Origin of the sequence: Alteromonas sp. KUL150 (genome assembly GCF_009811475.1) — a bacterium.
Lineage (GTDB): Bacteria > Pseudomonadota > Gammaproteobacteria > Enterobacterales > Alteromonadaceae > Alteromonas > Alteromonas gracilis.
This window is the reverse complement of the sequence record NZ_BLIJ01000064.1, coordinates 73064-87658: the sequence shown is the minus strand read 5'-3', so window position 1 is coordinate 87658 and position 14595 is coordinate 73064. Positions and strand designations below refer to the sequence as shown.

Annotated in this window: 10 protein-coding genes; 5 read left to right on the top strand and 5 right to left on the bottom strand. The window is 42.5% G+C overall.

Annotation, left to right across the window (positions count from 1 at the left end; all coding sequences use genetic code 11):
• From GVO62_RS19515 to GVO62_RS14960, 4 genes are all read left to right on the top strand, one after another.
• Positions 1-564 (top strand): NPP1 family protein (locus GVO62_RS19515; RefSeq protein ID WP_236547189.1); only part of this gene is annotated, 564 nt, incomplete at its 5' end.
• Between the two features lie 148 nt (positions 565-712).
• Complete coding sequence (locus tag GVO62_RS14970; RefSeq protein ID WP_159119915.1) at positions 713-1240, top strand: RNA polymerase sigma factor; 528 nt, start codon at positions 713-715, stop codon at positions 1238-1240.
• 52 nt (positions 1241-1292) lie between these two features.
• A complete protein-coding gene (locus GVO62_RS14965) occupies positions 1293-2312 on the top strand; it encodes a FecR family protein (protein ID WP_159119914.1) in 1020 nt (339 codons plus the stop codon).
• Between the two features lie 72 nt (positions 2313-2384).
• Positions 2385-5252, top strand: coding sequence for a TonB-dependent receptor (locus tag GVO62_RS14960; RefSeq protein ID WP_159119913.1), 2868 nt, complete (start codon positions 2385-2387; stop codon positions 5250-5252).
• A gap of 44 nt (positions 5253-5296) precedes the next feature.
• Here GVO62_RS14960 and GVO62_RS14955 read toward each other — a convergent pair whose 3' ends face one another.
• Together GVO62_RS14955 and GVO62_RS14950 are read right to left on the bottom strand one after the other, a co-directional pair.
• On the bottom strand, positions 5297-8041 hold the full coding sequence (locus tag GVO62_RS14955) for a TonB-dependent receptor (RefSeq protein WP_159119912.1): 2745 nt from the start codon (positions 8039-8041) through the stop codon (positions 5297-5299).
• An 11-nt stretch (positions 8042-8052) separates the two neighbouring features.
• A complete protein-coding gene (locus GVO62_RS14950) occupies positions 8053-9120 on the bottom strand; it encodes a Ca2+-dependent phosphoinositide-specific phospholipase C (RefSeq protein WP_159119911.1) in 1068 nt (355 codons plus the stop codon).
• A gap of 196 nt (positions 9121-9316) precedes the next feature.
• Between GVO62_RS14950 and GVO62_RS14945 the strand changes: the two genes are divergently transcribed.
• Positions 9317-11119: a metallophosphoesterase family protein gene (locus GVO62_RS14945; RefSeq protein WP_159119910.1), complete on the top strand. Its 1803-nt coding sequence runs from the start codon at positions 9317-9319 to the stop codon at positions 11117-11119.
• 170 nt (positions 11120-11289) lie between these two features.
• On the opposite strand, the gene GVO62_RS14940 is transcribed toward GVO62_RS14945, so the two are convergent.
• From GVO62_RS14940 to GVO62_RS14930, 3 genes are read right to left on the bottom strand one after another with little or no spacing between them, the layout of a single operon-like run.
• On the bottom strand, positions 11290-12549 hold the full coding sequence (locus GVO62_RS14940) for a right-handed parallel beta-helix repeat-containing protein (protein WP_159119909.1): 1260 nt from the start codon (positions 12547-12549) through the stop codon (positions 11290-11292).
• A gap of 36 nt (positions 12550-12585) precedes the next feature.
• Positions 12586-13773: a glycoside hydrolase family 88/105 protein gene (locus GVO62_RS14935; protein ID WP_159119908.1), complete on the bottom strand. Its 1188-nt coding sequence runs from the start codon at positions 13771-13773 to the stop codon at positions 12586-12588.
• A complete protein-coding gene (locus GVO62_RS14930; RefSeq protein WP_159119907.1) occupies positions 13773-14594 on the bottom strand; it encodes a 3-keto-disaccharide hydrolase in 822 nt (273 codons plus the stop codon). Before GVO62_RS14930 ends, GVO62_RS14935 begins: the two co-directional genes overlap by 1 nt.
• Position 14595 lies beyond the last annotated feature (1 nt).

The following is a 14595-nucleotide window of genomic DNA, read 5'->3' as shown; positions in this document are numbered from 1 at the left end:
CATTCACTCATTACTTACTGGGCTTACTACGGCAATCAAAATGGTTGTACTACTTTTGACAGTGGTCACTCAGATGATTGGGAGCCAGTAACTGTACACACTGTAAATGGCTCGATAAAACACGTCACTTACTGGCAGCACAATGGTAGGTACACCAAACCAGTCTCAGAAATCGAAACCGATGGTAGTCACCCAGTAGTTTATGTAGGAAAGTATTCTCACGGTAATTATCACGACCAGCGTAGTAGGGCATCTTTCGACAGTTGGGCATTTGGGACGGGGAGCTACTGCTACTATTGGAAAGATCCCAGAGGGCCGGGTCAAACATGGGCTCCGGGAGTTCAAGAACTTTCTAGTATTGGACAAAATAGTGTTTTCCCTGGTTCTACAAACCCAATTAACAGGGATCTTAGGCCGCATGAAAGAACGGTGTGTAGAACTGATGGAGGAAGGGTTTTAGCAGGAATAATCGACGGGACAGAAAATACTTGTGATAGAAACCCTTCGTATTTAAAAGATGAAAACATGTTGCTCAAAGATATGTTTTATCTAGATATTTATTAATTCTCAGTGAGGTGATTTTTTCACCTCATTACATTTAATATTTAAGTCGTAAAGTTAGATTTTAAATGGGGTTGCGGGGCTTCTGAAATCTTAGTGTCACACAAAAGTTATACGATAATTCAATGGAATTTCAGTACATTAACGAATAATGAAACCAGCGGCAGATTTACATTGGGATGAATTAGAAAATAGCGACGTAAAAGATTTGCTCGCTTCGCTAAAGGCATTTATTCGAAGTTTAACGGTCGATAAAAGCCAAGCTGACGATATCTTTCAAGAGACAGTGTTGAGGACGAAGAAAAGCAAGCATCTATCGGAATTAGACTCTCCACTCGCCTATATGATTACGGTGTCGAAAACAGTTTTATACGATTTTCAGAAAAAAAATGTTCCGCAGTACGTCGATATTGAAGAAGTAAGTATTCAATCTGACGACTATTCGCCAAGTAATACTTACCTTAATCAACAGAAACTGGCGCTGGTAGACAGTATACTCTTGAACATGTCACCTCTCAGAAGAGAAATTTTTCTACTTCGAAGAGTAGACGGCTTGGCGCGGGATGACATCGCTAGAAGGTTAGATGTAAGTGTTGAGGTGGTCAAAAAGCATTTAACAAGAGCGATGGTAGAAATCACGGTGAAACTTGAAGAAGCTGGATGGCTAGAGGACAACTAAAGATGAAATTCTACCTCTCGGTTTTACTGTACAGGGTAAATGGCGTAATAAGATGACATCAATAGTTTTAGAAGAAGCAGCAGACTGGTTTGATCGTATTGATGAATTAAGCGAAAAAGAGCAGCGTGATTTCGCTAACTGGCTTGCTGTAGAAGAAAACAAGGCTGCTTTTCGCAAGATAGCTACCGCAATGGGGCAGCCCGAACTTGCTGCACGGTCAATCGCTTTATCGACAAAAATCACAACGAATATCACGCCACTAACGCAAAATGGTCTAACTGAAAACAAAAATGTAGAGGATAAAGTGTCGCGCAATCGCATAGCGACTTATTGGTCAATTGCTTCGGCGGCCTGTATTGCATGTGTTGTCGTGTTTATTACTTCGGGTAATGTCGATATAACGGCGAACTCTGAGGAACAACTGTCTGCCCTTGCTGACCATGAAACCAGTACTTTCACCGTTATTTCAACTTCTACAACAGAAGAAAAGTCCAACGTATTAGATGATGGCTCAATTGTTTATCAAGGTGGTGATAGTCAAATAAGTGTAGCGTTTAGTGCTGAAAAGAGAGAGGTTAACCTCACTAAAGGCCAGGCATATTTTGACGTAACGCATGCGCCACAAAGACCGTTCATTGTCGATTTGGATGAAGCAACAATCACAGTTGTAGGGACTGCTTTCGACATTGATAGGCTAGAAGGTCAGACTATTGTAAAAGTTTACGACGGTACGGTAAGAGTTAGCGCCGACCGCGAAATTCTCTTAAATAGAGGTCAAGAAATTAAGCTCGAAAACGGGGTTATTACATCAAACTCGGCATTTACGCCACAGCAGCTCCCAAGTTGGAGGATGGGGTGGTTAAGTATTGAAGACACACCTATAAACGAGGTGATAGCAAGATTGAACCGTTATTCATCACGACACGTCAACTACATTGGCGACCCAGATGTAATAATCTCAGGGCGGTTTAGTTTACGTGATATTAGTGAGTCTCTAAACTTATTATCTTCAATGCAAGAATTCTCGGTCGAACGAACGAGTTCGGATTACATAGTGAGACAAATAAAGTAGCCACTCACCATGCTTAAACACGTCTCGTGTAGATGTAGAGTAGTATTTGTTTTGTCACTATTGGTCAGTGACATGAGCTCTTTCACTTATGCATCTACCGTTAACCGTGAGAGACTAGAAAATATAACGCTGACTTCAACATCACTGAGTCAAAGCTTAGCGCTAATTGCAGAAAAGTTCGGTGTTGGTTATATCGCATCGCCCTCCCTGATTAAAGAAGTAATGTCGCCTGCTATGTCTGGCAGATATACGCTTGAAACCGCGATACAAAAAGTGCTGGACGGAACAGGACTAACTTATAGCATTACGAGTAGTGGGGTAGTCATTCGAAAGCCTGAAAGTATAATCGACGAAACCGTTATAGAAGAAATAAACGTTAACGGAATTCGGGGCTCTCTAAACCTGTCTAGACAAGAAAAGCGCAACGAGAAACAGGTCACAGATGTTATCGTCGCTCAAGACATTTCAAGATACCCAGACAGAAATCTTGCAGAATCGATGCAACGAATTCCAGGAATGAGCATAACGAGGGAAGCAGGTGAGGGTCGGCAGGTGGTGCTTCGAGGTTTAGACCCCGACTTTACCTTAGTTACGATTAATGGGATGCCTGTACTTTCAAACAATGACTCTCCTATGGATAGCAGGACTCAGAGAGATAGAGATCGTTCCTTTGACCTCAACTTGTTTACTTCAGAACTTTTTAACCAAATTAAAGTTTTTAAAAGCTACTCTGTAGGGCAACCAAGCGGCGGCGTAGCTGGTATTGCTGCTTTAACCACAGCAAAACCTTTCGATTCACCAGGACTACATTGGAACGTTTCTCATCAAGTCGATACGAACCAATATGCTGAAGGTCTTTCAAACCGTTCTTCATTTACTCTGTCTTCAACCGACCAGCATTGGGGCATGTTGATTTCTGCAGCCTACGGACAGAGGTCGTATCAAGAGCAAGGCGCAAATACCTTTAGATGGAGGCGACTTGCTCCCGAAGGGGCGAATGTCTCTGACTTAGAGCCAGAGTTGGTTGAAGCTTGGCAGAATCAAGAAATCAGGATTCCAAGGGGAAATCGTTATTCTGTGTGGCGAGGAGACATGGACCGCCTAGGAATCGGGGCGACTATAGAGTATCAAACTGACCCTAGTCACTTCACAATCGACTGGATCTACGGCCGACTCGATAGCCAACGACAAGAGAATCACCTTTACCCACGGGGTTTTCAGTCTACGCCAATTATCGAGGGCAAAACTTTTTTAGCTGATGCAGAGGTTAACTCAAAGAACGAACTCGTTTATGCGGATTACCGAAATGCTCGTGTTGGAACAGAAAGCCGTCATCAGGAGGTATCAACACAGTTTCAACAAACCGTGCTGAACTTTGAGCATAGACTGTCGAGCAGTCTTGTATTTGATGGCGTGCTAGGTATGCAAAGTGCTAGTTATAGAATGCCTCAGAGTATTCGAGCTTACATGAGAGGAGAAAGTGATGTTTCTGTCGACTACAGAGGCGATTATTACTTTCCTGATATAAAATATAGTGCGGAGTTGACTCAACCCGATATGTGGCAAATGAACGAACTCGACTCTGAGCAGTTTATCTCTACCTCTGATTTTACTTACGCGAAAGGTCAAGTACAGGTAAGTACAAGTCATCGAAGCAGCTGGGAGCTGGGTTTGGAATTCGTGCAGTTTGAAAATACGGCCAAATATACGGATATTCAAAACATCCTAAAAGAACGCTGGTCATCTACACGAGAGTCAGTACCTCAAAGCACAGCCTATGTTTTTGATAGTCATCAGCATTTAAATTGGTTAGCCCTTAGACCAGAAGAGGTATTCTCTTTTTACAACAAACCTTCTTCGGTGGATTCACTGTTATTTTCTTATGCTCCCGATAGAGTTATTGACAACCTGATAAAAGAAAAAAGAGCGTCTTTCTTTACTCAATACTCTGTCGAAGGTCGTGATTGGACATTCGATGCGGGACTACGAGCAGAGCGTGATGCGTCTTCTGTTTCGGTATTTCAGTCTAGTCTTAGAAATCGCTATGACTTAAGCAATATTGCGTTTCTCCCCTCAATACAATTTAATTACAGAAAAGGTGAGCAAGTAGTTAAAGTTGGAATGAGCAGAACGATAGGCCACCAAGAATTGGATACTTTGACAAGAACTATTCAGCTTATCGAAAACGAAAATGTATTCATTCTTCCCAATGATAGGCTTAAGCCTGTAAGTGCTTACAATCTCGATCTAAGCTTCGAAGCCTATCCGGGAGAAACCGATAGATACTCAGCTAATATATTTGGTAAATGGATAAAAAACAGTTTAGCTTCCAATAGACAACGCTTGCTTTTAAGTGACGTAGCTAGCAATTATCCTGAATTATTCTCTAGTGATTTTGAACGTGTCTACATAGATGTTGTAAAGCCAACGAACCAAGGTACTTATTTTTTATATGGCGTAGAAGGGAGTGCGCAATTAGAGTGGTCATTGGGCGACTATATGTCGCGCCTTAACGTATTTCACTTTGGGATAGTGGCAAATGCTAGTTATACATTTGGAAATGTTCAGTATTACAACACTAATACTGGTGACCGCCTAGATAAAAAGACTGCGCCTTATCTTTCTCCACTATTGGCCAATCTAACCGCCTATCTTGAGGGATACGCATTGAGCCTAAGGCTCTCAGCCACCTATCGCGATGAGTATATTGCAAGAGTAGATGGAGGAACCTTAGTTGATGAAGATGAGACAGGATTTCTATCAACGCTATATATGGATGCGGTTGTAGCTTATCAAATATCGGACAGTGTAGAGCTAAGGATTGAAGCAACTAATCTCACTGATGAACGAGAAATTCAATACTCCGATTCTACTTATCGTCCATACAACACTACGGTAAGTGGTCGTAATTACTCTGTTGCCATTTCTTATCGCTATTAAAAGCTCGAAGGGCTTATTTCTATGGGCCCTTCGAGCACATCTATTTACATTGAATAAGTAAAACCTAAGTAAAAGGTTCTTCCACTTACCGTTGTGTTGTACAAACGGTCATCCGAATCGCTGTATTGCTCTTCGCGCTCATCAGAAAGGTTGATTCCTTCTAGTGTCACCTTGAGATAATCATTTACATTATAAAATGCTGAGAAGTCCCAGTAAGTGGTGCCGTGAAAGCCCGCCTCATCTTGGTCACTGCTCGACGTTTCAACCTGCGTTAGGTAATCATCACGATAGGCTGCAGAAACGCGCATTCCCCAATTATCAGTCTCGTAATACACTGTTGCATTGTAGATATTTTCAGACAATCCATAAAAGGGGCGGTAAACTTCCACACTTTCACCGTCGACTAAAACATTGTGTAAAGACTCGCCATCAGAATAGGTATAGTTAACAATAGCGCCAAGATTATCGAACGGTGCCGGCAGAAAATCGAAATCACGCTGGAACGCTATTTCCCAGCCTGAAAAGTCGCTTTTTGCTAGATTTTGAGGCTGTGAGAAGGTGTACAGCGTATCTGGCGTTTGCGCATTTCCATTTTCGTCTACCATGCCTTCAATTAACGAAAGCGGATATCCTGTATCACCATAGGCTATTGGAGATACATTAGTAGCGATAAAATTATCAATCTCTTTTTGGAAGTAAGTTATAGAGGCATAGCCGACTTCATCAAAGTAGTACTCAACAGCTGCCTCCATATTGATTGTTTCAAAAGGCTGAAGGCCAGGATTACCCGCATTGATACTCAAACCACTTGAACCAAATAATGGGTCAGTATTTACCGTACCTGATACAGATAAGCTTCCCAATGTAGGTCGCGTTACGTTTTTCCCTGCGCTCGCTCTTAGTACAAGGCTCTCAGTGGCATACCATGCAACATTTAGCGTGGGCAACAGTCCATCATAGTCCCTCTCTACAGTGACGTATTCACTACCATTCACTATGCCGCTAGATTGAATATCGGTATCAAAATAGCGTAAACCAAAACTAGCTCTCAGCTCAGAATCAGGCAATAGAATGTCATATTCATATGTCGCGTATAGCGCCATGGTCTCTTCTATGACTTCATTAGGCGCATCGCTATATTCTATGTCGCGGTCAACATTGAATTCGTTTAGCACAGCCCCAACGTCCGTACTTAGCCAATCTTGTTTTTTGTGAATTGAGTTTACATAAACAAATTCAGGGTTAATCACATCGCTTACTTCGCCGCTTTGCCATTCACTTCTTAGTGCATTGCCGACCTGTTCTCTGTTGTTGCTGTGTTCGAACTTCTTAAAGGAGCCACCAAATTTCAAAGACGCGTTATCAGACAGCAAGTAATCCGCATCAAGCTTAGCGATATCAAAGCTATTTTCTACTTCATCCTCTTCAAGGTCTATCTCGTGATAACGGAACTCATTGATATCTGTTGGGTCGAATCCGTTGATGTAGGAATTGGTACCGTAAAAGCGGTCTTCTCTGAAATCTATGGTCATGTCCGCGAAAGATTCTAAGTAGACTTTTGCACTATTACTTTCGTATTCACTTTGCATATGGCCGAGTAGGCCTGAAATTGTAAGTGCATCGGTCACACGCCACTGAGTGCTCAACACCAACTGTGAAATGTCTGTTGTTGCTTGTTGATCGCGACTTTCTGAGTGCAGCGCGGTATTTTCCCATGACGAATATATAACTTCGTTGTTTTGGTTATATTCTATGTCAATCAAACTAGAACAAAAATTGCGCGCACCGTCATAATCCGCACCTGTGCAGCCAAGTGCCGTAGAACTAGAGCCTCTGCTTTGTAAGTGAAACTCTCCGCGATCGTTATCAAGTGTGCCGTATAGCGCATCAAGACCAAGTGAAAATGCATCAGACGGTCTGTATTGGAGCGCTAACGTAGCGCCAACCCTGGTTTGTTCACTATTAAATTGGGAGTATCTACTGCCTCGTGAGAAACGCAGGTTGCCGCTATTTACGGCATCTTGATCTGTTTGTGATAGTGAAGATATATCTGTGCCTTGGGCGTTGCGAGGTCGCCAACGATAGGTGTTATAACCTTGTTCAGCCGTATCACGCTTGCTAAGTGCTAGTGAGACAAGAGCGCCGAAATCACCCCATGTGTTTGAAACTAAGGCTGCGACTCTAGGGGCTACGTCGTCTGTTAACGAATTATTGCCTGCTTGCGCACTAATTACACTTTTGAAGCCATCATAATCAAATGGCTTTGCGGTATAGAGCTTGACGGTGCCGCCTATGCCGCCTTCATCCATTTCTGCAGAGTAACTCTTCTGAACGTCAATTTGGTTAAATAGCTCGGACGCAAAAATGTTAAAGTCGAAAGAGCGAGATAGGTTAGTTGTACCTCTACTATCCATTGCAGATGAAGATGTACCCAGTGCTTCCATGCCATTTAATTGCACTTGAGTAAAATCTGCATTTAGGCCTCGCAGAGATATCTGCCTTCCTTCACCGGCTTCACGGGTTATGGTTACGCCTGGTATTCTTTGAATAGACTCCGCTAAATTGAGGCTTGGGAAGTCAGCAATATCTTCAGCAAGGATTGAATCTTGCGAACTTAGCGCGTCCTTTTTTAAATCTTTAGCTTTTATCAGCGAGCCACGAAAACCACTCACTACAATTTGTTCTATCATTTCATCTTCAGTCTGCTGTGCTAGCGCAGTAAATTGCGTCATGTAGGTGGCTGATAGGACAGCTGTAGCTAAGAGTGTTTTTTTGAAGTTAGTATGCATGGTTTTACCTTTTAATTGATTAAATTTTGATGTGTAACAGCGTTAAATCTTTTCAAGCAATCATTCTCGAAAGACACTGAATGACTGCGATTAGTGGATTGAGGAGACTGCTTATAGAAATCACTAGAGATGAACTGAGCCCCACTCGCAAAAGCCGCATCTCTTTGCTCTCGCAAACTTTCTGTCGTAGCCGATAAATCAGCATCTGCGCGTGTTCTCACTAGAAAACCATCTTTGACTAGCGCTTGAATTTCTTTTTGATTTTTAACTGGATCATTTCGAATGAATATTGCGGCAGCGTCGGAATTTCTGGGTACAGAGAGAAACATGCTTTTCTTTTGAAGGGTTGAACCCTGTTGAAGATATATCTCTTTTTGCTCTTCATTAGCATCGAATAAAAATAAGAACTTACCTCGAAGTGCCTCAACACTTGGCCAGCCAGTCTCCGCTATTGCTGCCCTTAACGTGTGGTACTTACCCCGAACGCGATCTGGAGTAACTAACTTACCCCCAAATAAACGCGCAATTTCATTGTCTAAGCGTTTATAATCTGAAAAGGAGAAAGTGGCGGGAGCCGCTTTGCTAACAAACGTTGGCTGAGATTCTTTCACATTCAAAAGAACGGTAATGGGGAAATGGTTAGGGTTCGCTTCTGACCACTCTAGAAGTTGCCTTGCACAAAGCTGCATGGTCGAACAGTGCGTCATTACATCGACGTGTGGAATATGTAGAACCTTAAACCCAGGTTCTGCCAAAATTTGACGTTCGCTCTTTGTAAACCAATTGCCATTAGAAAGCGTTTCTATTTCTGGCGTGTCATATTGATGTCCATTTGGATCGTTAACCACATCAATTTCAATTTGACGAATTCCTAAATTCAACTGTTCTACAAGTGAAGGGTGACTATAAGAAATCTTCTTTAAAAGTTCAGGTGACGTACCTGCTAAGAATTGCTCTGCCTCTGGTGGAAGCGCTTTTTTGTAGCTATTGTGAGAACCAATAATTTGATACTGGTCCAGTGATTTCGCGCAAGATATAGCGCTAAAAACCAAAGTTAAAGAAAGTAAGAAATAACGCATAGGTACACATTCAAAGACTATTTTTAAGGGTAGAGCGGTGTTGTTTGAAAAAGGGGACAGGAAATTTTTGCGAAGCGCTAAACTTCACAAAAGTGTAATACTCCAAAACGTTTTAAATTAGTTTGTGTGAACCACTGTCCCCACTGAGTGCAAAGCGCAGTTATTACTATTAGGACTTGCTGAATAGGACTGCGTAATGGGTAAAAATGAAAAGAGAGCGAAAGAAATAAGAGTATGTGACGCTAGCATATTGAATGTAATGTCTGGCGCGTTGCTAGTTATTTGTTACTCCTTTTCACTTATTTCTACTAGTATCGTTGCCCAAAACGAAATTCCGCCGGTAAAAATCGCCTTTATAGCAGATATCCATCTTCACGCACCTGAAGCCGCGGCAGCAAGGCTTCCCAAAAATGCCCTGCCAAAAGACCCTGTAAGCCATGCTCCAATATTACTCAGAAGCATGCGGGCTCAATTAGGTTCTACTCGACTGTTTAATGAAAATATTATGGTGTTTAAAGAAGCGCTTGATGATGTGGTAGAAAGAAATATCAAGTTAGTAGCGTTACCAGGTGACTTTACAGACGACGGTCAGCCAGTAAATATCCTAGCATTAAAGGAAATACTAGACGAATACCGACATAAGCACGGACTACGGTTCTTCGCTATCAACGGAAACCACGACCCAGTCAGGCCTTTCACGCAACCAGGTGGTAAACGCGACTTTATAAATCGTGAAGGTGCAGAAATCAGTGTTATGAGCCCATCACATCAAGAGTGTATGTCTGGGAAAAGTGATTTTTGCTCAGAACTACTTAAAGAGTGGGGGTATAAAGAGATTGCACAATCACTATCTGAACATGGTTTCTTACCATCGCCTGAAGACAAGTTGTTCGAAACGCCATTTAATACAGTGGATTTAGAAGAGCGCCACTGGCAATGGTGTGACACGGAAGAGTTTTGTGTGGACATGCCTGATATGAGCTATTTGGTCGAGCCGGTGAAAGGCCTTTGGCTCTTGGCGATAGATGCCAATGTCTACAGGCCGAAAGGTAGCTTGAAGGACAAGCAGTTTTATGGGTCGAGCAATGCTGGCTACAATGCGCTAGTAAAGTACAAGCCAAAACTGTTGGATTGGATTAAAGATGTTGTTGTGCGTGCTAAAAAGCAGAACAAAAAATTAGTCAGTTTTAGCCATTTTCCTATGGCTGAATTCTCAGACCAACAAACACAAAGTATTGCTGAGCTACTTGGCGAAAATTCACTGCAAATGTCACGTCAACCCAGTGAAGATACTACAGCTGTGCTAGCGGCAACAGGTTTGAAGCTGCATCTTGGTGGTCACATGCATCTTTTTGATGTAAGCCAATCTTCAAAGCACGGTTTAACAAATGTTCAAGTACCATCTCTAGCTGCTTACCAGCCTGGCTATTCAATTGTGACGATTAATACAGAGGGGCATTCACTAGTAGAGACAGTCATCGTTCGTGAGGTTAAGAATTTTTCAAAATGGTTTTCGATTTACGAAAAGGAGTGGGGCTTTCTTCATAGAAGTCAGCAAGCCACGTGGGACAACAGTATTTTGTCGTCAAAAAATCATTTGGATTTCACCGACCAGCATTTACAGCAAGTGGTCAACGGTAGATATTTAGATGAGTGGCCTTCAGACTTGGTAGAGCAACTCTCGTCAAATACGGTAAAAGAGATCGTTGACCTCTGTCATTGCGCTCCAAGTGTCAAGAGTATGGAAAATAGTAGTGAGCTTAATGCGACGAACCTTGTTATAGATTTCTACAGAGCGAGAAATGCGGGAAGTTTTGCCCATTTAGCTTTACCCAGTAACTTCTATGACCAACTTTCGCTTTGCTTAAAAAGCCAATTTCCACAAAGTACATCACAAACTTTAGACGACAGCGATGCTCTCAAAAAAGCATTGGTCTTAATAACTAACACGATCTTGTCGTCGCGTGAGGACAAGGCTGCCGTTAGTCTCGTGTTATGACTAATTTAGCTAAGCAAAGCTAAAATACAGAGTGTAAGTTGAAGAGCTAGTTTTCTAATATAAGCGATTTAAATCGGTGGCTGCCGGGTATAGCTTGTCCATGTGAGGGTTAAATGAGAAGGCCAGCTCTAAAAACACTGTGCCTTCGATAGCTTAATGGGTCAAAGCAGTTAGAGGTACTTGCTCCACTTGTCTAAATTTAAAAATGTATTGTTAGTTTTATTAATGTTTTTAGTATCGCGGCCTTCATAGCTGCGATGCACAATCCCCCACGTAGTAGTGGTTCCTTCTCTCGCGCTACCGGTAACGCCTCTAATTTCATTATTTCTTATAGTGTTTGTTCCTTGAACGCCATTAAGCGCAATGCCTTCAAAAGCGTCGGCATAAGCATTGAAATTAGCTTTGCTGGTTGAAGTTTGGCCTGCAACCACATCTCCCAGTTTGTTTATTTCGTTGTGTTCAATCATTACATTGTTCGTGGTTTCAAGGCTGATTGCGCGCATGGCGTTATCGATAGTGTTATCTAGAATCTTCACGTTTGTAGCTTGCCAGCCTGGATAAACACTTTTTGTGCTGAGCCCAACTACGACATCTTCCAGTACGTTATTACGCATAACTATGTTGTCAGCCCCTCTTTTTGACGTAAAACCATCAAACGCGCGCTCTACATAGTTGTCATGAATGGTGAAGTGGTCGCCAAACTGACCCTTATCCCCGCCGGCTGATAAATAAACCGCGGCGTCCCGAACCCCATAAAAATTGTTATATCTTATCGTCGCTTTCAGTGCGCCTGTCATCAAAATGCCACTGTCACCACCCGCTTTGTAGAAAGGGTCACTATTGTTGCGCGTGCCGTAAAAATTAATATATTCGATGACGAGTTCATTTAGTTTATGGTAGTTGGTTGTATTTACGACACCTCGGATAGAGAGTGCATCGGCAGTTTTGTCTTTACCTTCCCGTCCTGCAGGCGTTAAGCGTGTGATAGGTACAACAGTCGATACTTTAGCGCGGGACATATCGAAATCACCGCCTTTCCAAGTAAAGTCAGCAAGCTGACCTTTGTTCTCACAAACGTTGTCATTACTTTTCGTGTCGAAACTAAACAAGTCACCATCTAAATCAGCCTTTGCGATAAAACGCGCGGCCGTGGCATCTACTATTAAGTCTTTCCGTAACGTTACGGTTATACCTTTGAGAATGGTTTTTCCATCTGATGCATCTTTATCGCTACCAATATAGTAAGTACCAGTCAATCTAAGTGGCTTGCCGGTATTCGTCGCTTGCTGTAACGCGTTTTGCAGCTTAGAAGCCTTACCGTTTGGATTTGCTGGGGTACTGCTGCAGTCTGCCGCGAGCCCCTGACCAGCAAAAATCATAGCGCCGCATGCTGTTAATAGTCGTAACGAGGTTTTTATATTTCTTTTCACATTTATTTCCTGATTTTACACCAAAATAGATAAACACTATTGAGGTTCTAAAAGGTCATACATAGCACTTCCAGCAAGCAAAAAGGCACCCACGCCAAATAGCTGAGAGTCATTTTTTGTTACTACATCGGGCTTTTCATTGACTCCCTGTACCCACCCAAATTTTCCATCAGGATGTACGGCTGAAGAAAGTACCTTCCATCCTTTTTTTACGTTAGGTAGATATGTGTTTCTATCTAGTAAGCCACTATTAATTCCCCATGCAATTCCATAAGTGAAAAAGGCCGTTCCACTGGTTTCTGGCTCAGCATACTTTTCTCCTGCCAGCAGTGACATAGGCCAAGCGCCATCTTGTTTTTGCAGCTCTACGATAGCTAATGTGAGCTCTTCGTAGAGCGACTCATAATAAGAACGGTATTGGTGATCGCGAGGGAGGTTTTCCAAAACATGTACAACGCCTGCGTATACCCAGCCCATTCCTCTAGACCAGAAAACTTGTTCACCAAACTTCCCCTGTTTGTCAAAATAACGAGAATCTCGGAAAAGTAATTTGGATTTCGGATCTTGTAGATAGGCAATGGTTGCTTGGAACTCTTTGTGAGCGTAATCAGCGTATTTTGGATCGCCTGTAATAGCGGAAAGTTCGAATAGTACGGGCGGCCCCATAAACAAGGCGTCAGCCCAACACCATCTCCATTGGCAGTTGTGTACGTTATCTTTATTTCTGCCAGCGACGAACTCGAGGCTATTGTCTGGCGCTTTCTCAATGAGCCAGTCAAACGTATCTTTTACTGGCGCAAGCGCTTCTTCGTTTTTATGTCTGCGATAATACCAAAGGTTGGTTTGCCCAATAACATGGTCGTCGGCAAAGTATTTAACTTTACCCATTTTCCAGTTGTGAGCATTACCCACGTACCCGATCCAAGTTTCGTAAAAGGGGTTCTCTGATCGTTCGGCAAGTTTAGTGAGGCCCTTATAGAAAGCGCCTTGAATCCATCGTCCATACGCTTCAGAACCAGCTCGAGCACGGCCGACATGAGTCATATGTTGAGTGCGCGCAACTTGCCAATTTGCGACTTTTTCCATTTGTGCCATCACGTGTTCTTGTGTTGGCAACTGAGGAGCATTGTTGCTCGATGCAAAGGCAAACATCGGAAGGCATGCTAATGTAAGGATGATTTTTTTTCTGTAAGGCTTTCTTAAACTGTTTAGTAGAACTTTCATTAATCTTCCTTTTCAGATGGACCATAGCCCAATGGCATAATGTCGATGCTTTTGAATTGTACGGTACTATTTTCTGCTTGAATGGCGATGAAGCCACCATTCATGGTGGCGCCACCATATAGCGCTGAAAGGTTTTGATGTTTTTCGTCCAAAGTGGGATTACGATAAGAAAGAACTTCCTTTCCATTAATAGCATGGGCAATCAGCTCACTTCCTTGAACCGTAATTTCAATGTCTACCCATTGGTCGCCTGGAAATGTTGCTGAAGCTGATAAAACGCAATGCTTAGTAATTATCACTCCATCGATATTGATATGACTGCCTGGCGTGCACACGTTACCGGTGGGTCGAACATCATTGTTCCCATTAGCTCCTAATAGCTGAACTTCCAAACTCACTGGGAAACGTTGCTCTTTCCTCATGGACGATGGAGGTTGGGCGTGGATCATAAATCCGTTATTTTTCCATGCGTTTTTATAACCCGGTAGCTGTTGTTCTAGAAAACGGTAGGTCGCCCGTAACTTATAATACGAATAAGGCGTTTGATAGAATAAATGCCCGAATTCGAAATCGAACTTGTCGTATTGGTCGTAATTCGTAGTCAGATAACCATTTTGGACACGAAATGTGTTTTTGTAATTTACACCTAAATCGTGGCCAGCAAACTTGGGTATCCAGCCATCTAAATTTTTCCCGTTAAATATTGGGATCCATTGATCTTTTGGTTGTGGGTCAAGGTCACTCGCGTGAAGATCAGCTGAAGCAACCAGGCCCATTAGAATTACACACGTTTTGCCAAATAATCTTAATAACTTGATCATT

Excerpts from the sequence above, each read along its gene's own strand:
- GVO62_RS14970 (WP_159119915.1), top strand. The coding sequence starts at position 713 with ATGAAACCAGCGGCAGATTTACATTGGGATGAATTAGAAAATAGCGAC.
- GVO62_RS14965 (WP_159119914.1), top strand. The coding sequence starts at position 1,293 with ATGACATCAATAGTTTTAGAAGAAGCAGCAGACTGGTTTGATCGTATT.
- GVO62_RS14960 (WP_159119913.1), top strand. The coding sequence starts at position 2,385 with ATGAGCTCTTTCACTTATGCATCTACCGTTAACCGTGAGAGACTAGAA.
- GVO62_RS14955 (WP_159119912.1), bottom strand. The coding sequence starts at position 8,041 with ATGCATACTAACTTCAAAAAAACACTCTTAGCTACAGCTGTCCTATCA.
- GVO62_RS14950 (WP_159119911.1), bottom strand. The coding sequence starts at position 9,120 with ATGCGTTATTTCTTACTTTCTTTAACTTTGGTTTTTAGCGCTATATCT.
- GVO62_RS14945 (WP_159119910.1), top strand. The coding sequence starts at position 9,317 with ATGGGTAAAAATGAAAAGAGAGCGAAAGAAATAAGAGTATGTGACGCT.
- GVO62_RS14935 (WP_159119908.1), bottom strand. The coding sequence starts at position 13,773 with ATGAAAGTTCTACTAAACAGTTTAAGAAAGCCTTACAGAAAAAAAATC.
- GVO62_RS14930 (WP_159119907.1), bottom strand. The coding sequence starts at position 14,594 with ATGATCAAGTTATTAAGATTATTTGGCAAAACGTGTGTAATTCTAATG.